20 protein-coding genes are annotated in these 20629 nt (G+C 65.3%); 10 read left to right on the top strand and 10 right to left on the bottom strand.

Features of this window, described 5'->3' with window-relative positions; all coding sequences use genetic code 11:
• Positions 1-114 precede the first annotated feature (114 nt).
• The 3 genes from boxC (at position 115) to boxA (ending at position 4698) form a co-directional block, all read left to right on the top strand.
• Positions 115-1797 (top strand): 2,3-epoxybenzoyl-CoA dihydrolase, encoded by a 1683-nt coding sequence (boxC, locus tag KAK11_RS09125; protein WP_210808483.1) that lies wholly within the window; start codon positions 115-117, stop codon positions 1795-1797.
• A 63-nt stretch (positions 1798-1860) separates the two neighbouring features.
• Positions 1861-3288 (top strand): benzoyl-CoA 2,3-epoxidase subunit BoxB, encoded by a 1428-nt coding sequence (gene boxB, locus KAK11_RS09120; RefSeq protein ID WP_210808481.1) that lies wholly within the window; start codon positions 1861-1863, stop codon positions 3286-3288.
• Positions 3289-3411: 123 nt separating this feature from the next.
• On the top strand, positions 3412-4698 hold the full coding sequence (gene boxA / locus KAK11_RS09115) for a benzoyl-CoA 2,3-epoxidase subunit BoxA (protein ID WP_210808479.1): 1287 nt from the start codon (positions 3412-3414) through the stop codon (positions 4696-4698).
• 106 nt (positions 4699-4804) lie between these two features.
• Here boxA and KAK11_RS09110 read toward each other — a convergent pair whose 3' ends face one another.
• The gene (locus KAK11_RS09110; RefSeq protein ID WP_210808477.1) at positions 4805-5350 is read right to left on the bottom strand and encodes a carboxymuconolactone decarboxylase family protein; all 546 of its coding nucleotides are present in this window, start codon (positions 5348-5350) and stop codon (positions 4805-4807) included.
• A gap of 145 nt (positions 5351-5495) precedes the next feature.
• Here KAK11_RS09110 and KAK11_RS09105 point away from each other — a divergent pair, with 145 nt between their 5' ends.
• The 7 genes from KAK11_RS09105 to KAK11_RS09075 are packed head-to-tail and all read left to right on the top strand — an operon-like array spanning position 5496 to position 10430.
• Entirely contained in the window at positions 5496-6341 is an 846-nt protein-coding gene (locus KAK11_RS09105) for an AraC family transcriptional regulator (RefSeq protein ID WP_246498705.1), read from the top strand.
• A gap of 49 nt (positions 6342-6390) precedes the next feature.
• Positions 6391-7185 (top strand): enoyl-CoA hydratase-related protein, encoded by a 795-nt coding sequence (locus tag KAK11_RS09100; RefSeq protein WP_210808475.1) that lies wholly within the window; start codon positions 6391-6393, stop codon positions 7183-7185.
• Between the two features lie 23 nt (positions 7186-7208).
• Entirely contained in the window at positions 7209-8729 is a 1521-nt protein-coding gene (locus KAK11_RS09095) for a 3-hydroxyacyl-CoA dehydrogenase (protein ID WP_210808473.1), read from the top strand.
• Positions 8730-8738: 9 nt separating this feature from the next.
• On the top strand, positions 8739-9302 hold the full coding sequence (locus KAK11_RS09090) for a GNAT family N-acetyltransferase (RefSeq protein WP_210808471.1): 564 nt from the start codon (positions 8739-8741) through the stop codon (positions 9300-9302).
• Positions 9303-9319: 17 nt separating this feature from the next.
• Positions 9320-9583: a putative signal transducing protein gene (locus KAK11_RS09085; protein ID WP_210808469.1), complete on the top strand. Its 264-nt coding sequence runs from the start codon at positions 9320-9322 to the stop codon at positions 9581-9583.
• 17 nt (positions 9584-9600) lie between these two features.
• A complete protein-coding gene (locus KAK11_RS09080) occupies positions 9601-10200 on the top strand; it encodes a GNAT family N-acetyltransferase (protein WP_210808467.1) in 600 nt (199 codons plus the stop codon).
• Entirely contained in the window at positions 10197-10430 is a 234-nt protein-coding gene (locus tag KAK11_RS09075; RefSeq protein WP_310737773.1) for a cysteine-rich CWC family protein, read from the top strand. Before KAK11_RS09080 ends, KAK11_RS09075 begins: the two co-directional genes overlap by 4 nt.
• A gap of 106 nt (positions 10431-10536) precedes the next feature.
• Here the strand turns inward: KAK11_RS09075 and KAK11_RS09070 are convergent, their stop codons facing one another.
• The 9 genes from KAK11_RS09070 to KAK11_RS09030 form a co-directional block, all read right to left on the bottom strand.
• Complete coding sequence (locus tag KAK11_RS09070; protein ID WP_246498702.1) at positions 10537-11688, bottom strand: Fic family protein; 1152 nt, start codon at positions 11686-11688, stop codon at positions 10537-10539.
• Positions 11689-11840: 152 nt separating this feature from the next.
• Positions 11841-12278 carry a MaoC family dehydratase gene (locus KAK11_RS09065; RefSeq protein WP_210808465.1) on the bottom strand — a complete coding sequence of 146 codons (438 nt, stop codon included), beginning with the start codon at positions 12276-12278 and terminating at the stop codon, positions 11841-11843.
• 58 nt (positions 12279-12336) lie between these two features.
• The gene (locus KAK11_RS09060) at positions 12337-14157 is read right to left on the bottom strand and encodes an acyl-CoA dehydrogenase family protein (RefSeq protein WP_210808463.1); all 1821 of its coding nucleotides are present in this window, start codon (positions 14155-14157) and stop codon (positions 12337-12339) included.
• A 19-nt stretch (positions 14158-14176) separates the two neighbouring features.
• The gene (locus KAK11_RS09055; protein WP_210808461.1) at positions 14177-14941 is read right to left on the bottom strand and encodes an SDR family NAD(P)-dependent oxidoreductase; all 765 of its coding nucleotides are present in this window, start codon (positions 14939-14941) and stop codon (positions 14177-14179) included.
• Positions 14942-16081 carry an ABC transporter substrate-binding protein gene (locus KAK11_RS09050; RefSeq protein ID WP_210808459.1) on the bottom strand — a complete coding sequence of 380 codons (1140 nt, stop codon included), beginning with the start codon at positions 16079-16081 and terminating at the stop codon, positions 14942-14944.
• Between the two features lie 91 nt (positions 16082-16172).
• Positions 16173-16592: an acyl-CoA thioesterase gene (locus KAK11_RS09045; RefSeq protein ID WP_210808457.1), complete on the bottom strand. Its 420-nt coding sequence runs from the start codon at positions 16590-16592 to the stop codon at positions 16173-16175.
• Positions 16589-17857, bottom strand: a complete 1269-nt coding sequence (locus KAK11_RS09040; RefSeq protein ID WP_210808455.1) for a thiolase family protein — start codon at positions 17855-17857, stop codon at positions 16589-16591. Before KAK11_RS09040 ends, KAK11_RS09045 begins: the two co-directional genes overlap by 4 nt.
• Complete coding sequence (locus tag KAK11_RS09035) at positions 17854-18663, bottom strand: crotonase/enoyl-CoA hydratase family protein (RefSeq protein WP_210808453.1); 810 nt, start codon at positions 18661-18663, stop codon at positions 17854-17856. Before KAK11_RS09035 ends, KAK11_RS09040 begins: the two co-directional genes overlap by 4 nt.
• Positions 18664-18703: 40 nt before the next feature.
• A complete protein-coding gene (locus KAK11_RS09030; RefSeq protein ID WP_210808451.1) occupies positions 18704-20527 on the bottom strand; it encodes a feruloyl-CoA synthase in 1824 nt (607 codons plus the stop codon).
• Positions 20528-20629: the final 102 nt, after the last annotated feature.

The raw sequence follows: 20629 nt of genomic DNA, 5'->3' as shown, positions 1-20629 counted from the left end.
AAACAGGCATTAAATTGCACATTTCGGTTGACGATGAATCTTGATGCACGATAATGCAACCCATCCCGCCCGAAGGTATGGGCACCATGTTGCATCTGATCGACGGAGACCCTCATGAACGCACCGCAAGCCCAAGCCAACTTGGCCCCCGCCCTGGTGGACTACCGCACCTCGCCAGACGCCTATCGGCACTGGACCTTGAGTGTGGACGGCGCCATCGCCACGCTGACCATGAATGTCAACGAGGACGCGGGCCTGCGCCCCGGCTACAAGCTCAAGCTCAACAGCTATGACCTGGGCGTGGATGTGGAGCTGCATGACGCGATCAACCGCATCCGCTTTGAGCACCCCACCGTGAAGACCGTGGTGCTGACCTCCAGCCGCGACCGCATCTTCTGCTCGGGCGCCAACATCTTCATGCTGGGTGTCTCCAGCCATGCCTGGAAAGTGAACTTCTGCAAGTTCACCAATGAGACGCGCAATGGTTTTGAAGACTCCTCCACCCACAGCGGGCTGAAGTTTGTGGCGGCCGTCAACGGCGCGTGCGCAGGCGGTGGCTATGAGCTGGCCTTGGCTTGCGATGAGATCGTGCTGATCGACGACCGCAGCTCGGCGGTGAGCCTGCCCGAAGTGCCCCTGCTGGGCGTGCTGCCCGGCACCGGCGGCCTGACCCGTGTGACCGACAAGCGCAAGGTGCGCCATGACCTGGCCGACATCTTCTGCACCACCACCGAGGGCGTGCGCGGCCAGAAGGCCAAGGACTGGCGCCTGGTGGACCATGTCGCCAAACCTGCGGTGTTTGCACAGAAGGTGCAAGAGCGTGCCCAGGCCCTGGCCGCCACCAGCCAGCGGCCCGATCAGGCCCAAGGCGTGAGCCTGACGCGCCTAGAGCGCCAGTTCGACGGCGACCTGCTGCGCTGGGACCATGTGCGGGTGCAGATCGACCGCGCACGCCGCCAAGCGCAGATCACAGTGCATGCGCCACAGGGCAGCCAGCCCAACACCGTGGCCGACATTGAAGCCGCCGGTGCGGCCTGGTACCCACTGGCGATGGCGCGCCAGTTGGAAGACGCCATCCTGCACCTGCGCACCAACGAGTTGGACATCGGCACCTGGGTGCTGCGCACCGCCGGTGACGCGGCAGGCGTGTTGGCCCTGGATGCCACCTTGCTGGCCCACCAAAACCACTGGCTGGTGCGCGAGACCATTGGCCTCTTGCGCCGCACCTTCTCGCGCTTGGATGTCTCTTCGCGCTCCTTGTTTGCGCTGCTGGACCAAGGCACTTGCTTTGCTGGCACCCTGGCCGAGCTGGCCTTGGCCTGCGACCGCAGCTACCACCTGGCTCTGCCGGACGACGAAGCCGCAGCGCCCAAGCTGACCTTGACTGAGGCGAACTTTGGCCTCTACCCCATGGCCACCGGTCAGTCCCGCTTGGGCCGCCGCTTCTATGACGAGGCTGCCCCGCTGGCCGCCGTGCGCGAGCGCTTGGGCCAGCCGCTGGATGCTGACGCTGCCTTCGCCTTAGGGCTGGTGACCTCCAACCCCGACGACATCGACTGGGCGGATGAGGTGCGCATGGCCCTGGAAGAGCGCGCCGCCATGTCGCCCGACGCCCTGACCGGCATGGAAGCCAACTTGCGCTTCAACGGCCCCGAGAACATGTTCACCCGCGTCTTCGGCCGCCTGACCGCTTGGCAAAACTGGATCTTCCAGCGCCCCAATGCAGTGGGCGACAAGGGTGCGCTGAAGCTCTATGGCAAGGGCGAAAAAGCTGCCTTCGACTTCAACAGAGTTTGAGCCCCACCGAGGCGCCTGCGGCGCTCGCCAGACAAACACATGTCACCGTGAATGGAGAACCTCATGTCCAGCATCAACTACAGCGAAAAGATTCCCAATAACGTCAACCTGAGCGAAGACCGCACGCTGCAACGCGCGCTGGAGCACTGGCAGCCTAACTACCTGAACTGGTGGCAAGACATGGGGCCGGATGGCTCGCATGGCTTTGATGTGTATCTGCGCACCGCCGTCAGTGTGGAGGCCGATGGCTGGGCGCAGTTTGGCCATGTGAAGATGCCCGACTACCGCTGGGGCATCTTCATGAACCCCAAGGAAGAAGGCCGTCAGGTCAACTTCGGCGAGCACAAGGGCGAGGCTGCTTGGCAAGACGTGCCTGGCGAGCACCGCGCCAACTTGCGCCGCATCATCGTCACCCAAGGTGACACCGAGCCCGCCAGCGTGGAGCAGCAGCGCCACCTGGGGCTGACCTGCCCCAGCCAGTACGACCTGCGCAATCTCTTTCAGGTGAATGTGGAAGAAGGCCGCCATCTCTGGGCCATGGTCTACCTGCTGCACAAGCACTTCGGCCGCGATGGCCGTGAAGAAGCCGAAGCCCTGCTGGACCGCCGCTCGGGCGACCAGGACAACCCGCGCATCCTGCAGGCCTTCAATGAGAAGACGCCCGACTGGCTGTCCTTCTACATGTTCACCTACTTCACCGACCGGGACGGCAAGTTCCAGCTCTGCGCGCTGGCTGAAAGCGGCTTTGACCCGCTGGCCCGCACCACCAAGTTCATGCTGACCGAAGAAGCCCACCATATGTTTGTGGGCGAGTCGGGCGTGAGCCGCGTGATCCAGCGCACCTGCCAGGTGATGAATGAGCTGAAGACGGACGACCCGGCCAAGATCCGCGCCGCCGGCGTGATCGACCTGCCCACCATCCAGCGCTACTTGAACTTCCACTTCTCGGTGACCATCGACCTCTTCGGCGCCGATGAGTCCAGCAATGCGGCCATCTTCTACAACAGCGGCTTGAAGGGCCGCTATGAAGAAACCAAGCGCGGCGACGACCACCGCCTGCAAGGCCAGCATTACACGGTGCTGGGCCTGAAAGACGGCCAGTTGATCGAGCGCCAAGTGCCCATGCTCAATGCCCTGAATGAAGTGCTGCGCGACGACTACATCAAGGACAGCATCGGCGGCGTGCAGCGCTGGAACAAAGTCATCGAGAAGGCCGGCATCCCGTTCCGCCTGAGCACCCCGCACAAGGCCTTCAACCGCAAGATCGGCACCTTGGCCGGCGCCAACATCACGCCCGATGGCCGGGCCATCAGCGCCGCCGAGTTTGCCGCCCGTGAAAACGAGTGGCTGCCCAGCGCTGAAGACCGCGCCTTTGTGGCCTCGCTGATGGGCCGCGTGACCGATGCGGGCAAGTTTGCAAACTGGATTGCGCCGCCGGTGATGGGCATCAACCGCCAGCCGGTGGACTTCGAGTACGTCCGCTTCAACTGACGCCAAGGCGGACGCCCGCAGGGCGCCACCTTGGCGCCGGCGGGTTCGAGTCGACGGGTTTCACCCGCGACACAAGCCGCCGCCATGCTTCGATACTTCGCATCTCTCTTCGAGGCTCTTTCCATGAACGCTGCGCTGCCCAAGTTGCTCAAGCAACATCTCATCGACCCCGAGATCTGCATCCGCTGCAACACCTGCGAGGCCACGTGCCCGCAGAACGCCATCACTCACGACTCGCGCAACTATGTGGTGGATGTGAACCTGTGCAACTGGTGCAATGCCTGCATCTCGCCCTGCCCCACGGGCTCCATCGACAACTACCGCACCGTCGCACCAGGCCATGCCTACAGCGTTGAGGAGCAGCTCAGTTGGGACGAGTTGCCGGCTGAGTTGAGCCGAGACCAATTGGCCGCATTGGCCCCCAGCGGTGAAGCGTCGGCCGAGCCCTCAGCAGCGCCTGCAGCGCCCGCAGCCCCCGCCGACACTACCGGCGAGCAGCCCTTCCGAAGCGCCGATTGGGGCGCCACGCTGCCGCCGTGGTCGGCCGCTCATGCCTACACCAAGCTCTATGGCCCCACCAGCGCGCAGAGCAGCATCACGGCCACCGTGGTCGGCAATGTGCGGGTGACGGAAGTGGGCAAGGAGTACGACACCCACCATGTGATGCTGGACTTTGGCGCCATGCCCTTTCCGGTGCTGGAGGGGCAGAGCATTGGCATCATCCCGCCCGGCGTTGACGAGAAGGGTCGGCCTCACCATGCCCGCCAGTACAGCATTGCCAGCCCGCGCAATGGCGAGCGCCCCGGCTACAACAACCTGTCCCTGACCATCAAGCGGGTGCTGGAAGACCACCAAGGCCGAGCAGTGCGCGGCGTGGCCAGCAACTATATGTGCGACCTGCAGGTGGGCGACACCGTGCAGGTGATCGGGCCTTTCGGCCACAGCTTCCTGATGCCCAACCACCCGCGCTCCAACATCATCATGATCTGCACCGGCACCGGCAGTGCGCCGATGCGGGCGATGACGGAGTGGCGCCGCCGCTTACGCGCCTCCGGCAAATTCGAAGGCGGCAAGCTGATGCTGTTCTTCGGGGCGCGCACGCCGGAGGAGTTGCCTTACTTCGGGCCGCTGATGAACCTGCCCAAGGACTTCATCGACATCAACTTTGCCTTCTCACGCGTGGCAGGTCAGCCCAAGAAGTATGTGCAAGACGCGATCAAAGAGCGGGCCGCAGACCTGGTGCCCCTGCTCAAGGACGCCAACACTTTTGTCTACGTCTGCGGCCTGAAGGCCATGGAAGAAGGCGTGGTGATGGCCTTGCGTGACTTGATCGAGCAGTCGGGAGGGAGCTGGGCCCAGCTCGGGGCCCAACTCAAGTCAGAGGGGCGGCTGCACCTGGAGACTTATTGAGGCAGGGACCATCCATCTTCGGTGTTGATGCTCAGCCTGCGGTGCAGGCGAGCCCCGCTCCTGCAGCGGTGTAAGGATGCGATGGCTTTTGCTCATGATGCATCGATCATTGGGCCAGGCGCAACTCGACCTTGGGGAAGTCGAGCTCGACGTCAAACACCACATTCACATAATTGGTGAAGAGGTTCAGCGCGACATGCGCCAGCAGCTCCATCATTTCTTCATTCGTGAAGCCCACGGCGCGCAGTGCATCGAGCTGAGGCGGATTGACCTGACCTCGGCCCTCCACCACCGCCACTGCAAAGCCCAAGGCTGTGGCGGTTTTCAGGTCTTCCGACTGCCCCAGCTGCGCAGCCGACATCTCCTGCGCAGTCGCCCCCGCCTTTCTGCCCAGGGCTGTGTGCGCCGCCAAGCAGTAGTGGCAGCTGTTGCGATTGGCGACGGCCACGGCAAGCTGCTCGGTCAGCTTGGCCGGCAGGGTGCCCTGGCCCAGCGCTTTGAAGCTGCCCCACAGGGCTTGCAAGGCGGCGGGCGAGTTGGCCGCGGCCTTGAACATATTCGGCGTGGCGCCAAAAGCCGTTTGAATCTCCGCCAAGAGAGGGGCGGCTGGGCCACGGGCTTGGTCGGCAGTAAGAAGGGGCAGATGAGACATGGTGAACTCCGGCTGAGCGCACAAAGGCGCAGTGATGAATGTGTTGGCAGCACCGCCAACACCCTCACTGTGCGTCGATACACAGAGTTTTTGGCACCATAATTGCCACCAAACATATCCATTCGTACAAGTGATGACGCCCTCCATGGACCGCCTGTCCCCCTTGCTGGAGCGCTTCCGGGTGCAGGCGCAGCTGTTCCACGAGGGGCCGCTGTGCGGCATCACCCACTTTGACGCCCGGCCTGGGCGGGCCTTTTTGCATGTGCTGCGACAGGGTCAGATGGAGCTGCGGCATCCCGCACGCAGCGGCTTGCCGCGCCGCCAGCGGCTGACCGAGCCCACTCTCATCTTTTACCCCCAGCCCTGGGTGCATGACTTTCACAACGCCCCCGAGGACGGATCTGACTTTCTGTGTGCCACCGTCGAGTTTGAAGGCGGGGGAGATCACCCTTTGGTGCGCGCATTGCCACCGTTGGTGGTGCTGCCCCTGCACGAGGTAGATGGCTTGGGCGATGCCTTGAACCTGCTGTTTCGAGAGGCTGAACAGGTGCGCTGCGGCCAACGCCTGGTGGCCAATCGCTTGTTCGAGGTGGTGCTGATGCAGCTGCTGCGCTGGATGATCCAGCATCCTCAGCGATTGGGCCTGGAAGTGGGCCTGCTGTGTGGCCTGGCCGACCCCAAGCTCGCTGCAGCGCTGGTGGCCCTGCACGAGAGGCCCGGAGAGGCTTGGCGGGTCGAGACCATGGCCGAGCTGGCCCACTTGTCCCGCAGCGCTTTCATGACCCGTTTCAAGGCGGTGTTGGGAGAGTCGCCCGCGGAGTATCTGACGCAGTGGCGCCTGGCCATTGCCCGCCAGCGTTTGCGGCAAGGCGAGGCCATCAAACGCATTTCAGACGAGCTGGGCTATGCCAACCCCTCGGCCTTTTCACGGGCGTTTGCCCAAAAGGTCGGAGCCTCACCCCGCGACTGGTTGAGCCAGCAAGGCGCTTAGACTGCAGCCCATTGACTGCAACACGATCCACGATCACAAGCACACCACCATGACGATGACCTTTAGCACCTTGGAGATTTCCGGCGGCCCCGTGGCCCGCGTGCGCATGAACCGCCCGCAGGTGTTCAACGCTTTTGATGAAGCCATGATTGGCGAGCTGGATGCCGCCGTTGCCCAACTCGCCGACGACGCGCAAGTGCGCGTCATCGTGCTGGAAGGCGCGGGCAAGGCCTTCAGCGCCGGGGCGGACCTGCAATGGATGCAACGAGCAAGCCTTGCCAGCCTGGAATGGAACCAGGCCGACGCGCGCCGCTTTGCCGGCATGCTGCACCGCATTGCCCACTGCCCCAAGCCCACCATTGCCCGTGTGCAGGGCGTGGCCCTGGGCGGTGGCGTGGGCCTGACCTGCGCGTGCGACATCGCCGTGGCCGCCGAGAACGCCAGCTTTGCCGTCAGCGAGGCCAAGTTCGGCATCTTGCCTTCGGTGATTGGGCCTTACCTGACCAATGCCGTGGGCAAGCGCCAAGCCCTGCGCCTGGCCCTGACCACCGAGCGCATCTCCGCTGCCCAAGCGCTGGAGATGGGCATGGTGCAGGAGGTCGTGGCGGCAGACCAGTTGGACGCGGCCGTGCAAGGCTGGGTCGACGAGCTGCTGGTGGGCGGGCCGCAGGCCCTGCGGGAGATCAAAGCCCTGTTTGCCCAATTGACGGTCGGCCCCGTCACGCCCGACGTGCGTGAATTGACGGCCACCACCATTGCCCGCGTGCGGGGCACCGACGAGGCCCGCGAAGGCTTTGCAGCCTTCCTGGCCAAGCGCCCCGCCGCTTGGATCGCACCCGAATAACCAATTAATTAAGAGACTTGACGATGAGCACTTTGAATCTTCAGGCCGCCAATGTCTTGGTGGTGGGCGCCGGCATCATGGGTGCGGGCATTGCGCAGGTCGCCGCGCTGGCGGGCCACCATGTGTTCTTACACGACGCCCGCGAAGGCGCGGCCCAAGAGGCCAAGGACCAACTCTCGGTGGCCTTGCATGTGCTGGTCAGCAAAGGCAAGCTTCAGCATGACGATGTCGAGGCCGCGCTGACCCGCATCACCCCCATAAGCGCGCTGCGCTACGGCAAGACGGCCACGCTGGTGGTGGAGGCCATCGTCGAGAACCTGGACGTCAAGCGCAAGCTGTTTGCGGAGCTGGAGGCCCTGTTGCCTGAAGACGCGGTGCTGGCCACCAACACCTCGTCTATCTCCGTCACCGCGCTGGCCAATGGCCTGAAGCGGCCCGAGCGCCTGGTGGGCATGCACTTCTTCAACCCGGTGCCGCTGATGAAGCTGGTGGAGGTCGTCTCCGGCCTGCACACCGCGCCCGAGGTGGCCGAGGCCATCTTCACCCTGGCCCAGTCCTGGGGCAAGACGGCCGTGCATGCCAAATCCACACCGGGCTTCATCGTCAACCGCATTGCCCGGCCCTACTATGCCGAGACCCTGGCCCTGCTGGCCGAACAGGCCGTCAGCCCCCAAGTGGCCGACGCTTGCCTGCGCAGCGTGGGCTTTCGCATGGGGCCCTGCGAGCTGATGGACCTGATCGGCCACGACACCAACTTTGCCGTGACCCGCTCGGTCTATGAAGCCAACTTCTATGACAAGCGCTATGTGCCCAGCGGCGTGCAGCGCGACCTGGTGGATGGCGGCCTGCTGGGCCGCAAGAGTGGCCGAGGTTTCTACCGTTACCCGCAAAGCGAGGCCGACAAGGCGGTGCCCGCCGCCGCCCCGCAAAGCCCGGTACCCGCGTTGACGCTCACCGGCCAAGGTGCCCAGGCACAGCGCTTGGCTGACGCGCTGACAGCCCAGGGCGTGGGTGTGACCCGGGACACCAGCACCCCCACCCTCAGCCTGCTGTGGGCCGGCGAGGCTGGAGGCCGATTGCTGCTGACCGACGGCCGCACCGCGCTGCAGCGCGCGCTGCAAGACGGCCAAGCCCAGACGGCGGTGTTCGACTGGAGCGTGACCCCCACGGTGGCCCCCGGCTCACCCCTGGCCTTTGCCGTCGCCGAAGGCGCCTCGGAGGCCTTTGCCCAGGCGGCCGCCGGTGTGCTGGCCGCCGCCGGCCTCCACCCCCTGCGCATGGCCGACGCGCCCGGCCTGGTGGTGGCCCGCAGCATCGCCATGCTGATCAATGAAGGCGCTGACGCCGTACAGCAAGGCGTGTGCAGCACCGAAGGCGCCGACGCCGCGATGAAGCTGGGCGTCAACTACCCCGCTGGCCCCTTCGAGTGGCTGCAGCGCGTGGGCGTGGGCGCCGTGGTGACCCTGCTGGACGCCCTGGACGCTCACTACCGCGGCGAGCGCTACCGCGTGAGCCCGTGGCTGCGTATACGGGCGGTGGGCTGAGGGCCACCCATGCTGTTCACGCAAGGCCCTGTGCTGCAGCACCCTCAGGCGGTGCTGAGGGCCTTGCGTGAGGCCGACCTGCCCCATTGGCTGGCTGCCCTGCGCGCGCCCGCCGTGTGGGAGCACACCAGTTGGAACCTGCCCACCCACGACGCCGACGCACTGCAGCGCTTAGCGGTGTATGTGTGGGACGAAGCACAGTTCACGCCGTCCAGCCTGCTGCGCTTAGCCATTGCCGACCGCGAGACTGACCGCTTCTTGGGCACGGCAGGCTTTCACACCGTGCAGCCCGACAACCGCAGTGCTGAGCTGGCCTATGACCTCTGCCCCGACGCTTGGGGCCAGGGCTTGGCCAGCGCCGCCGCACGGAGCTTGACGGACTGGGCGCACACGCATGTGGGGCTGGTCCGCGTGCAAGCCACGGTGATGGCGAGCAACACGCGCTCGCTGCAAGTGCTGGCCCGCTGTGGGTTCGAGCGCGAAGGCTTGCTGCGCAGCTACCGACAAGTCCGAGGTGTGGCCCGCGACTTTTGGATGCATAGTCACCTCGTCGCCCCCACTGCCGTCGGCTGACTACGGGATCACAAACCATGCAAACCGCCTACCATGCTGCGAACGCAGCGGATGCCCAAATCCTGTGCGACTTGCTGCGCGAAGAAGGTGTGGAGTGCCACATTCTGGGAGGCTATCTGCAAGGGGCTGCAGGCCTGCTCCCCGCGGAGCCCATGGTGCGCATCCAAGTCCCCGATGAGCAGTTGCAGCAGGCCAAGGTGCTGATTGCCGCATGGGAGGCAGCGACTCCACTGCTGGATGACTCATTTGACGTCCATGGCAACACTAGCATTGGCACTTAAACAGCGTTGATGCACCCATGCCCCTCATCCCCATCACCCCGCTGCACACCTCGCGCCTGACCGTGCGTGGCGTCACCGCCGCCGACTTGACGCAGCTGCTTCCCATCAACGCGGACGACCGCGTCACCCACCACCTGCCGTATGCAAGCTGGCAAAGCATGTCGGATGCCGAGGCTTGGCTCACACGCATTGAAGGCCTGCAAGCCACCGGCGGCACCCAGCAGTGGGTGGTCACCCGGCGCGAGTCGGGTGAGGTGATCGGTGCGGCCGTGATCTTCAAGTATGACGAAGCCAGCGCCCGGGCCGAACTGGGCTATTTGATGAGCCAAGCCCACTGGGGCCAAGGCCTGATGCGTGAGGCCCTGAGCGCCCTGCTCGACCACGCCTTGGCCCGCCACGCGGGTGCTGGGGCCACCGAAGGCCTGCGCCGCATGGAGGCCGAAGCCAACCCGCTCAACACGGCCTCGAACGCGCTGCTGCAACGACTGGGCTTTACGCGAGAAGGCACGCTGCGGCAGCGCTGGACGGCCAAAGGGAAGACCTATGACACCCACATCTGGGGGCTGCTGCGCGACGAGTGGCTGGCGGCTTCACAGACCCAACGCAGCAAGCCATGACACCGCACCCCATGCCCAACGCCGGCGCCTGCACGACACAGCCCACCTGCGCCCCCACCTGCCCCTTATGCGGCGAGCCTAACCGCTGCGCACCTGCTGCTGCCGGCAGCTTTGAGGTGGTGTGCTGGTGCACCACTGTCAAGATCGCGCCGGGGGCGTTAGAGCGGATTCCAGTGGAGAGCCGGGGCAAGGCGTGTCTGTGTGCGGCGTGTGCAGCGGGTACGACCTAGCCTTTCAGAGAGGCGCCACGAAGGGCTCGATCGAGCACGGCCACTGATGGATAGGGCAGACTCGCCTCAGTGAGAATCACTGCAGCGCTTCAATCGCTTGGGCTGCTCAAAGTCCGTGCGTCCATTCAGGCACATTGACCACATAGCGCACAGCCTTTCCCACGCCATGGCTGCGAAGTTGGCCGGCCCTCGCCATTTGGCTGAGGTCTCGCGTGGCGGTGGCTTTGGATACGCCGGTCATCCTCATGTACTTGTCGGCATTGAGCCCGCCCAGAAAGCCCCCGTCACCGTCGTCCAGCAAGCGCTGCAACACTTTGCGCTGCCGCTCATGCAGGTTGATGTCGGCATGTGTCTCCCAGAAGCGGCGCTTCAAGATCACTTGGTCAATGACCTGACTGGCCGATTGGCAAGCTTGCGCCCATTGCTGCGCGAACCACTGCACCCAAAGACTCACATCGCAAGGGCCGCGTTGGGCTTGATTGAGCGCGTCGTAGTAATCCTTGCGAAACCTCATCAGTTGACGCGACAGACTGCAGAGCCTCAGCGGTTGGCCCATGTGTTGTGCCAGAGTCATGTCCACAATCGCCCGACCAATGCGGCCGTTGCCGTCCTCAAAGGGGTGAATGCTTTCAAACCATAGGTGCGCCAAGGCAGCCCGAACCAGAGCGTCCATGCCTGAGGCGCTCGGTGCCGAGGGAGGAGGTGTGGTGGCCGCAAACCAATCCAGAAACTGTTGCAACTCTCGCCCCACCTGCTTGGAAGGTGGCGCTTCGTAGTGCACCACTTCGCGGCCCAGCGTACCACTGACGATCTGCATGGGATCGTCATGATCACGCAAGCGCCCCACGGCGATGCGCTGGATGCCCGAAACTCCCCCAGGAAACAGCGCCGACTGCCAGCGGCAGAGCCGGTCTTCTGTGAGAGGCTGCTGAAAGGCCGTGCTGGCATCGCCCAGCACCTCGACCAAGCCGTCCACATGCCTATCTTGCGGGCCAGGGGATTGTGAAAGGCCCAAGCGGCGCATCACCGAAGAGCGAACAGCCTCCAAGGGCAGCCGCTGACCTTCAATCTCCGCCGTGGCCAGCACCTCATCGGCCCAGGCCTCCAGCACGATCTGCTGGCCGCTTGGCAAGCCAATGGCCGCCACCTTGCCTTCGAGCACACCCCACCAGCGATGCGCCAGCGCCAAATCAGGCGCGATGCGCTGTGCATCGACACTCAGGCGGGGCCAATCAGGCTGCTGCCAAATCCATGGCATCTTGGGGCTCATGAGCCGCATTCTCACACATTCGGCTCATTTTTTGAGCCGAATTTGACGCAGTGCGGCTCATTGGCTACCGCCATGCATGCGCTACGGGCAAAGCCTTCACCGCGCGGTTCTCCAGAAGCACCTGCGAAGCGCAGGGTGGTCTAGACAACCAACTTGAACAAACTCGTCGCCTCCAAGTCCAGCACCTCTACCTCATTCTGGTTGTAGAGCTGCCAGCGCCAGCGCAAGATGCCGAGGTCCGGCTTGCTGGCGGAGCTGCGGGTTTGCAGCACGGTGGCTTTGACGCTCAGCGCGTCGCCGGGGCGCACGGGGTGCAGCCATTTGACGTAGGCGAGACCCGGCGAGGCAAAGGACTCTGACCCTTGCAGCGCAGCAAGTGCGACCAAGCGCATGGCGATGCCGCAGGTCTGCCAGCCGCTGGCGATCAGGCCGCCGTGGATGCCTTGGGCGGCGGCCTCTGGGTCGGTGTGGAACCACTGGGGGTCGTAAGTGTTGGCGAACTGCAGCACCTCGTCTTGGCTGAGGTGGTAGGGGCCAGCGGTGATGACCTGGCCTTCGTGGAAGTCAGCGAATTTCATGAGCGCGAAAGCGTTAAAGGTGGCACGTGGAGACGCCCCGCGCCGAGCAGCGCAGAGATCACTCCGGCAGGGCCAACGCAGGCAAGGGTAATGCGACCGCATGCACCCGGTGCCAGTGGACCTGGGCCATGGGCAGCAGCCAGTCCACACCATAGCGCATGCGCTCGGTCTTGGCCTGGGCCCAGGGGGTGTCGGGCTCTTGGGTGGCGGCGCGGGCGCTGGCGGCAAAGGCCCAGGCATAGAGGGTGTGGGTCAGGCCCCAGAGGTAGTCGTCGGCCACGCGCAGCGCGGCTTCTGGGTCAGCAGCGGTGCTGGTGCTGGTACTGGTGCGCTCCATCAGCGCAGCCGTGGCCGCGCGCGTGTGCTGGCAGTGCGCGCGCAAGGCCTGGGCAAAGGGGGCGAGTGCGGGGGCTGCCTCGCAGCACTGGGCTTCGGCCTCCAGGTCGTCTAGCAAGAGGCCGAGCGCCAAGCCGCCGTCGACCAGCACTTTGCGCTGCAGCAGGTCGATGGCCTGGATCTCGTTGGTGCCTTCGTAAATCATCGCGATGCGGGCATCGCGCAAGGATTGCTCCACGCCCGTCTCGACCACAAAGCCATAGCCGCCAAAGACTTGCAGTGCGTCGCTGGTGCCGTGAAAGCCGTTGTGCGTGAGCGCAGCTTTGACCACCGGGGTCAGCAAAGCGGCCAGCTTGAGGGCGCGCTCGCGCAACGCGGCGTCAGGATGGTGGTGGCCTTCGTCAATGCATTGGGCCGCGCGATAGGCGATGACGCGCTGGGCCTCGGTCAGCGCCTGTACCTTGAGCAAGGCGTGGCGCATGGCGGGGTGCAGGGCGATGGGGTCAGCGGCCGACTTGGCCCCCTCGGGCCGCATGGCCGCACGAATTTCAGGCCGCACGGCCGCGCGCATTTGCAAGCGCTCAAAGGCATAGCGCAGCGCGTTCTGGCCGGCCATCTCCAAATGCGCCAAGCCTTGCAGGCCCACATGCAGGCGGGCGGAGTTCATCATCAAGAACATCGCACCCAGGCCCTTGTGCGGCGCACCCACCAGCCAGCCGTGCGCGCCTTCGTAACGCATGGCGCAGGTGGCGCTGCCGTGGATGCCCATTTTGTGTTCCAGGCCGGTGCAGCTCATCGTGTTGAGCTGGCCATCGGGCAAGACCTTGGGCACCAGGGCCAAGGAAATGCCCCGGGTGCCGGGGGGCGCATCAGGCAGGCGGCACAGCACCAGGTGGATGATGTTGTCGCTCAGGTCATGGTCGCCACCCGAGATGAAGATCTTGTCGCCCGTCACGCGCAGCGCACCATCGGCCTCGAAGCTGGCGTCGGGCACGGCGCGGGTGCTGAGCAGCCCGAGGTCGCTGCCGGCCTGGGGCTCGGTCAGGGCCATGGCGGCCAGCCACTCACCGCTGACCAGCTTGGCCAAGCACCAGTCTTGCTGTGCCGGGCGGGCATGGCCCTTGATGGTTTCATACGCGCCATGCAGCAAGTCGGGGTACATCTCCCAGGCTTGGTTGCAGGCGATGAGCATCTCTCGCACGGCCGCATCCAGCAGCAGGGGCAGGCCCTGGCCGCCCCACTCGGGCGCACAGGGCAAGGCGGGCCAGCCGCCTTCCACAAAGGCGCGGTAGGCCGCTGGGAAGCCCTCGGGCGTGCGCACGGCGCCGCTTGGGCCACGGGTGCAGCCTTGAGCGTCGCCGCTGGCATTGAGCGGCAGCAAGACCTCGCGCGCAAACCGCGCGCCTTCTTGCAGGATGGCCCCGGCCGTCTCGGCGTCCAGCTCTTGCCACTCGGGGCAGGCCTGCCAGCCCCGGGGGGCTTGCAGCACCTGCTCGATCACAAAGCGCATGTCGCGCAGCGGTGCACGGTAGTCCCAGCTCATGGTGTGTGTGGTCGGTCGTTCAGCGAGGCGCCAGTCTTACCGCACCATCTAAGCGAATGGTCTCGCCGTTCAGGTGCACATTGCTGACGATGTGCGTGGCCAAGGCCGCAAATTCTTCGGGGTGGCCCAAGCGCTTGGGGAAAGGAATGGACGCGCCCAAAGCGTCTTGAATGTCCTGCGGCAGGCTCTTCATCAGCGGGGTGCTGAAGAGGCCGGGCGCCACGGTCATCACGCGGATGCCGTGCTGGGCCAAGTCGCGCGCCAAGGGCAAGGTCATGGCGGTGATGCCACCCTTCGACGCGCTGTAGGCCTCTTGGCCCACCTGGCCATCAAAGGCGGCCACTGAGGCCGTCATCAGCATCACGCCGCGCTCGCCGTCTTGCAGCGGCTCCAGCTTGGCGATGCGGGCGGCGGTGAGGCGGATGACGTTGTAGGTGCCGATGAGGTTGATGCGGATGACACGCTCAAAGTCCTCCAGCGGTGCGGGCTCGCCGTCGCGGCCGATCACGCGCTTGGCCGTGCCGATGCCCGCAATGTTCATCACGATGCGGGCCGGGCCGTGCGCAGCTTCTGCAGCGTCCAGCGCGGCGGTCAGGCTGGCGGTGTCGGCAATATCGGCCGTGGCCGCAAAGCCGCCCATGTCGGCCGCCACGCGCTGGGCGCCGGCCGCATTCACGTCCAGCACGCTGACGCGCGCACCGGCGGCGGCCAAGGCCCGCGCCACGGCTTCACCCAGGCCCGAGCCACCGCCGGTGACCAGGGCATGTTGTCCGGCGATTTGCATTCAGTTCTCCAGCTTCCACTCACCGTTGACGACCTTCATCACCACGCCGGTGTCGGGGCGGAAGCCCCAGTGGTCAGTGGGGGTGTAGTCCAGCACGCCGTGGGTCACGGCCAAGCCCTTGGCGCTCTCCAGCGCTTCCTTCAGCGCGGCGCGGAACTCCGGCGTGCCGGGCTTGGCCTTCTTCAAAGCCACCGGCACCACTTGCTCCAGCATCAGGTAGCCGTCGTAGGAGTGGGCGGCAAATTGGTTGCGGCTGCCCGGGCCATGGATCTGCTCATAAGCCGCGTTGAACTTGATGCCCAACTCGCGCGAGGGGTGTGTGGCGGGCAATTGCTCGGCCACCACCACCGGGCCAGCGGTCACAAAGGTGCCTTCCACGGCCTTGCCGCCCACGCGCATCAGGTCTTTGGAGGCTGCGGCATGGGTTTGGTAGATGCGGCCCTTGAAGCCACGCTCCAACACGGCCAGTTGCGGCATGGCCGCACCGCTGCCCGAGGCCACCACCACCACCGCGTCCGGATTGGCACCCGCGACCTTCAGGGCTTGGGCGGTCACGCTGGTGTCGGCGCGGTTGAAGCGCTCAGTCACCAGCAGCTTGATGCCAGCTTTCTCCAGGCGCGGGCTCAGCTCTTGCAGCCAACCTTCGCCATAGGCGTCGGCATAGCCGATGAAGGCCACGGTCTTGACGCCACCCTTGAGCATGTGGCTCACCATGGCGTTAGCCATCACGCCATTGGACTGCGGCAGGCGGAAGGACCAGGTGTCTTTGCCGGGCGGCAGTTGAATGGGCGAGAGTGCCAACTGCGGCGTGCTGGTTTCTGCGGCCACGGCGGCCATCGCAATGGCCACAGGGGTGGCACCCGAGCCCATGATCAGGTCGACCTTGTCTTCCGTGGTCAAGCGGCGCACGTTTTGCACGCCCTTGGAGGGGTCGGTCGCGTCGTCCAGGATCACCAGCTTGATCTTCTCGCCCGCCACCGTGGCCGGCCACATCTTCAGGCCGTTGTTCATCGGGATGCCCAGGCCCGAGGCCGGGCCCGTCATGGGAATGCTGACGCCCACCGTGATCTCGGCCAAAGCCTGGGTGGTGACGAGCACAGCGGCCGAAGCCAGCACGGTCTTGATGAAAGCAGTCTTCACGGTTTGTCTCCTGAAAAAGCGGGGGTCAGGTGGAAGAAGGTGGGAGAGAAGGAAAGAAGCGGCCCGATGCGTCGGGCTCTATTGAAAACGATCAGCTGCACAGTGCCTTGATGTCCTCGGGCACCGGGATAGCTTGCAAGCGGTTCGGGTCGTCTGGGTGCTTTTGCACAAAGGCGCGCACCTCGGTGCCCTCGCACAACAAGGTGTCACCGCGCATGACGCGGTGGCGATGGGTAAAGGTTTTGGCGGCCCAGCTCTCGACCGTGGTGTGCACCTGAATGCGCTCGCCATAGGTGGCCGATTTTTTGAACTGGGTGTGGATCTCCAGCAGTGGCGTGCCCACGATGCCGCGTGTCTGCACCAGCTCGCGCCAGGGCGGCACACCGCAGGCCATGAAGAAGGCCAGCGAGGAGCAGTCCATCCACTTCAAGAAGTTGGGAAAGAAAACGATGCCCGCCGGGTCGCAGTCACCGAACTGGATGTCGATCTCCCAGATATGGGTGGGGCTCATGCTGCACTCCCCAGGCCTTGGCCTTGTGGGTTTTCAATGAGCAAGGCGATGCCCTGCCCCCCCCCAATGCAGGCCGACGCCACGCCCCAGCGTGCACCAATGGCTTGGAGCTGACGCGCCACCGTCAAGGTCAGCCGCACGCCTGTGGCCGCCAGCGGGTGCCCCAGGGCAATCGCGCCGCCGTGCACATTCAAGCGGTTCACCTCCAAGCCCAGCTCGCGTTGCACGGCCAGGGTCTGCGCGCCTTGAGCTTCGTTGATCTCGAAGCGGGCGATGTCCGCCAAGCTCAGGCCCGCGCGCTCCAGCAGCAAGCGAATGGCCGGTGCGGGGCCAATGCCCATGATCTCGGGCGGCACGCCCACCACGGCGGCCGCGGCCACGCGGCCCAAGGGCGCTTGGCCCCAGCGCTGGGCATAGGCGCCGCTGGCGACCAAGGCGGCGCCGGCGCCGTCCGTCAGGGCCGAGCTGTTGCCGCCGGTTTGCACGCCCTGCGCAAACACGGTGCGCAGCTTGGCCAGCACCTCCGCCGGTGTAGGGCGCGGGTGAGTGTCTTTGTCGGCCACAGTGGCCTTGCCCGCCAGGCGCAGATGGCGGGGCTTGTAGCCGCTCAATTCAAAGGTCTCGGTGCTGACAGGCACGATCTCACCGGCCAGCCAGCCGCTCTCTTGCGCCGCCACCGCGCGCGCAAACGAGAGTGCCGCAAAGGCGTCGACATCCTCACGGCGGATGTCGTAGCGCTGGGCCAGGTTCTCGGCGGTTTGGATCATGTTGATCCCGGCCGCGCAATCGGTCAGCGCCTCCCACATATAGTCTTTAAAACCCAGCGGCGCGCCCAGACGGAAGCCCTGGCGGTGGTCGAAGGCGGCGATGGGGTTGCGGGTCATGGACTCGGTGCCCACCACCAGCGCCAGCTCTGCCGCGCCGCTGCTGATTTGCTCGCCCGCTTGGCGAAAGAGCTCAAAGCCCGTGCCGCAGATGCGCTGGGCCATTTGGGCGGGCACCTCGGTGGGCACGCCGGCATAGAGGCCAATATGGCGCGGCACATAGAACTGATCAAACCCGCCCGGCGCCATATTGCCGGCGATCACGGTGTCCACATCCCCGGGCGCAATGCCCGTGCGGGCCAGCACCGCACGCGCAACCTTGATGCCCATGTCGATGGGGTTGGCGTCAGCCAAGGCGCCCATGTAGTCCACCTGGGGCGTGCGCACGCCGTCCAGCATCCAAACGTCGTCAAAGCGGTTGAATAAACCTTTGGTCATCATGCAGCCCCCTTGCTGACCTTGTCGGCCCGCTTTTCCAGGAAGGCGCGCACGCGCTCCTTGGCCGCCTCGTCGCCTTGGGCAATGGACGAGATCAACGACTCCATGAACAAGCCGTCGCTGTGCGAGAGGTCGGCAATGCGGGGCAGCGCCTGGGTGATGGCGTAGTTGGACAGCGGCGCATTGGCGGCGATCTTGACGGCCAGCTCATACGCCTTGGCCAAGCCCTGCTGCGGCTCCACCAGGTAGTTGGAGAAGCCCAGGGTGTAGCCCTCGTTGGCGTCGAACACGCGGCCCGTCAACATCATGTCCGTCATGCGCGAGGTGCCCACCAAACGCGAGATGCGCACCGAGCCACCACCGCCCACAAAGATGCCGCGCGTGCCCTCGGGCAGCGCATAAAAGCTGCTGCGCTCAGCCACCCGCAGGTGGGCCGCCGAGGCCAGCTCCAGCCCGCCACCCACCACCGCGCCATGCAGCACGGCAATCACCGGCACCGGGCCGAACTGAATGGCATCAAAGGCCGCATGCCAGGCGCGCGAGTGGCTCATGCCTTCGGTGACATTGCGCTCGGTGACCTCGGTCAAGTCGAGCCCGGCGCAGAAGTGATCCCCTGCGCCACTGAGCACCGCGACGCGGATGTCTTTGGGTAGGTTGACGAAGACGGTGTGCAACTGGGCCAGCAGCTCGTCGCTGATGGAGTTGCGCTTGGCTGGGCGGTTCAAGTGGATGTGCAGCACTGGGCCGTCGGTCTCGACGCGCAGCAGTGGCAACTGGCCCAGCAGGCCGGTGGCGGCTTGAAGATTCATGCGGACTATTCCCTGAATGAATGCGTTAAGTTGTGAGGACTTATAGCGTGATGCGTTGCAGCGCGGGCTCGCTGCCATAGAGCGCAGCCACCACGTCGGCGCGCAGGCTCAGCACCGCGCGCTGGTTGATGTAGCCCTTGTCGGTGATCTCGCCTTGGGCCATATTGGGCATGTCGGGCAAGACCCAGGCCCGAAGGGGCGACTGTGAGCTGGAGGCTCCGGCATGGGCTTTGAGGTCGGCCAGCGCCTCGCGCAAGCGGGTGTGCAAGGCCTCGGCCGTGGCCTTGCGGCCGTCTTCGCTCAAGAACACCAGCGCCCCCACCTCGGCGCGGTCATGGCCAGTGATGACCACGTCTTGCGCATAAGGCGCCATCGCCGCCACCACCTTGACGCGTAGCGTGCCCACCGACACCCAGGTGCCGGTGGTGAGCTTGAAGTCCTCGGCCACTCGGCCGTTGAAGACCACGCCTTGGGTGGGGTCGGCCTCGTCTTGCAGAAACCCGGCGTCGCCAATTTTGTAGAAGCCCTCCTCATCAAAGGCGTCGCGTGTGGCTTGCTCGTTGCCGCGATAGCCAGGGAAGACATTCGGGCCGCGCACCCGCATCTCCAGCTTGCCCGCATTGGGCACAAACTTGAGGTCAATGCCCGGCAGCGGCACGCCGATCACGCCGGCACGGTCCAACGCCCAGTTCGGCAGGGTGATGGCCGGGGCGGTCTCGGTGGCGCCCCAGGAGGTGGTCATCCACAGCCGCTCGGTGCGCACTTGGGCGGCCACCTTTTCCAGCCGGGCCCAGGTGGTTTGGGGCATGCCCGCACCCGCGTAGAACAGCATCTTCAGGCGGCCAAAGAAGTTGCGCGCCAGGGCTTCGTCGCCCTCTAGGTAAGGTAAGAGCATGTCGTAGCCCTTGGGCACATTGAAGTAGGCCGTGGGCTGCACCTCGCGCAGATTGGCCACGGTGGCCTCGATAGCGCCGGGCAAGGGCTTGCCGGTGTCGATCACCATCTGGCCGCCATTGCGCATCACGATGCCGATGTTGTGGTTGCCCCCAAAGGTGTGGCTCCATGGCAGCCAGTCCACCAGCACCGGCGGCTCGGCTTCAAAAAAGCGGCAGACCTGGGCCAACTGCTGCTGGTTGGCGCACAGCATGCGCTGGGTGTTGATGACGACCTTGGGCGTTCCGGTGGAGCCGCTGGTCAGCAAGTACTTGGCGTGGGTGTCGGGCGTGATGGCCGCAAAGGCTTGCATCACGGCCGGCGTCTCCACCGCACTGCTGAGTTGCGCAAAGCTGAGCGCGCCGGGCACGCCTTCAGCGCCCTTGGAAAACACCACGGCCGGATGCAGGCCCAAGCGCTCCATTGCGGGCGCATAGACCGCTGCATCCGACGCATAGACCAGCGCCGGGCCGAGCGCATGCAAGATGCCGTGGATGCGGCTGAAGTCGCCCTGCGCCAAGCGGCAATAGCCGCTGGAGACGGTGCAGGCCGGCCGGCCGATGTGCTGCGCCGCCAGCACCAAGATCAAGTGGTCCAGCGAGTTATCGGACAGGATCACCACCGGCTGGCCGGGCGGCAGGTTCAGGTCCAGCAGGCCTTGAGCCACCGCACCCACGCGCTCGCGGGTTTGGCGCCAGGTCAGGCGCTGCCAGCCACCGGGGGCGGCCGCATCCCGCTCGGCAAAGGCCGGGGCGTCGGGCGTCTCTTGGGCCCAGCGCTCCAGCCACTCGCCCGTGCAGCGGGCAAAGGGCGCCAGAGGCTCGGGCGAGCGCAGCACAAAACCACCGCCGGCCAAGTCCAGCTTGGTGGTGGCGCGCGGGGCCAGCATGCGCGGGTCGTCGAAGAAATTCGTCGTCACCGTTGTCTCCATACATATGTGTATGTTGTTTGTGCTGATGCTAAGAGCCCAGCAGCACAGAGACATCAGTACTTACACCATGAACCGTACACAACTGTCTGTTTGGCCGCATCA

The sequence above is a fragment of the Ideonella paludis genome, from assembly GCF_018069865.1.
In the GTDB taxonomy this organism is placed as follows: Bacteria; Pseudomonadota; Gammaproteobacteria; order Burkholderiales; family Burkholderiaceae_C; genus Ideonella; species Ideonella paludis.
This window is presented reverse-complemented; position numbering and strand designations above follow the sequence as displayed.

Coding starts and splice junctions, on each gene's coding strand:
- KAK11_RS09040 (WP_210808455.1), bottom strand. CDS start 17,857: ATGATGACCAAAGGTTTATTCAACCGCTTTGACGACGTTTGGATGCTG.
- KAK11_RS09095 (WP_210808473.1), top strand. CDS start 7,209: ATGAGCACTTTGAATCTTCAGGCCGCCAATGTCTTGGTGGTGGGCGCC.
- KAK11_RS09085 (WP_210808469.1), top strand. CDS start 9,320: ATGCAAACCGCCTACCATGCTGCGAACGCAGCGGATGCCCAAATCCTG.
- KAK11_RS09110 (WP_210808477.1), bottom strand. CDS start 5,350: ATGTCTCATCTGCCCCTTCTTACTGCCGACCAAGCCCGTGGCCCAGCC.
- KAK11_RS09030 (WP_210808451.1), bottom strand. CDS start 20,527: ATGGAGACAACGGTGACGACGAATTTCTTCGACGACCCGCGCATGCTG.
- KAK11_RS09080 (WP_210808467.1), top strand. CDS start 9,601: ATGCCCCTCATCCCCATCACCCCGCTGCACACCTCGCGCCTGACCGTG.
- KAK11_RS09090 (WP_210808471.1), top strand. CDS start 8,739: ATGCTGTTCACGCAAGGCCCTGTGCTGCAGCACCCTCAGGCGGTGCTG.
- KAK11_RS09105 (WP_246498705.1), top strand. CDS start 5,496: ATGGACCGCCTGTCCCCCTTGCTGGAGCGCTTCCGGGTGCAGGCGCAG.
- KAK11_RS09065 (WP_210808465.1), bottom strand. CDS start 12,278: ATGAAATTCGCTGACTTCCACGAAGGCCAGGTCATCACCGCTGGCCCC.
- KAK11_RS09075 (WP_310737773.1), top strand. CDS start 10,197: ATGACACCGCACCCCATGCCCAACGCCGGCGCCTGCACGACACAGCCC.
- KAK11_RS09055 (WP_210808461.1), bottom strand. CDS start 14,941: ATGCAAATCGCCGGACAACATGCCCTGGTCACCGGCGGTGGCTCGGGC.
- KAK11_RS09100 (WP_210808475.1), top strand. CDS start 6,391: ATGACGATGACCTTTAGCACCTTGGAGATTTCCGGCGGCCCCGTGGCC.
- KAK11_RS09045 (WP_210808457.1), bottom strand. CDS start 16,592: ATGAGCCCCACCCATATCTGGGAGATCGACATCCAGTTCGGTGACTGC.
- KAK11_RS09070 (WP_246498702.1), bottom strand. CDS start 11,688: ATGCCATGGATTTGGCAGCAGCCTGATTGGCCCCGCCTGAGTGTCGAT.
- KAK11_RS09035 (WP_210808453.1), bottom strand. CDS start 18,663: ATGAATCTTCAAGCCGCCACCGGCCTGCTGGGCCAGTTGCCACTGCTG.
- KAK11_RS09060 (WP_210808463.1), bottom strand. CDS start 14,157: ATGAGCTGGGACTACCGTGCACCGCTGCGCGACATGCGCTTTGTGATC.
- boxA (WP_210808479.1), top strand. CDS start 3,412: ATGAACGCTGCGCTGCCCAAGTTGCTCAAGCAACATCTCATCGACCCC.
- boxC (WP_210808483.1), top strand. CDS start 115: ATGAACGCACCGCAAGCCCAAGCCAACTTGGCCCCCGCCCTGGTGGAC.
- boxB (WP_210808481.1), top strand. CDS start 1,861: ATGTCCAGCATCAACTACAGCGAAAAGATTCCCAATAACGTCAACCTG.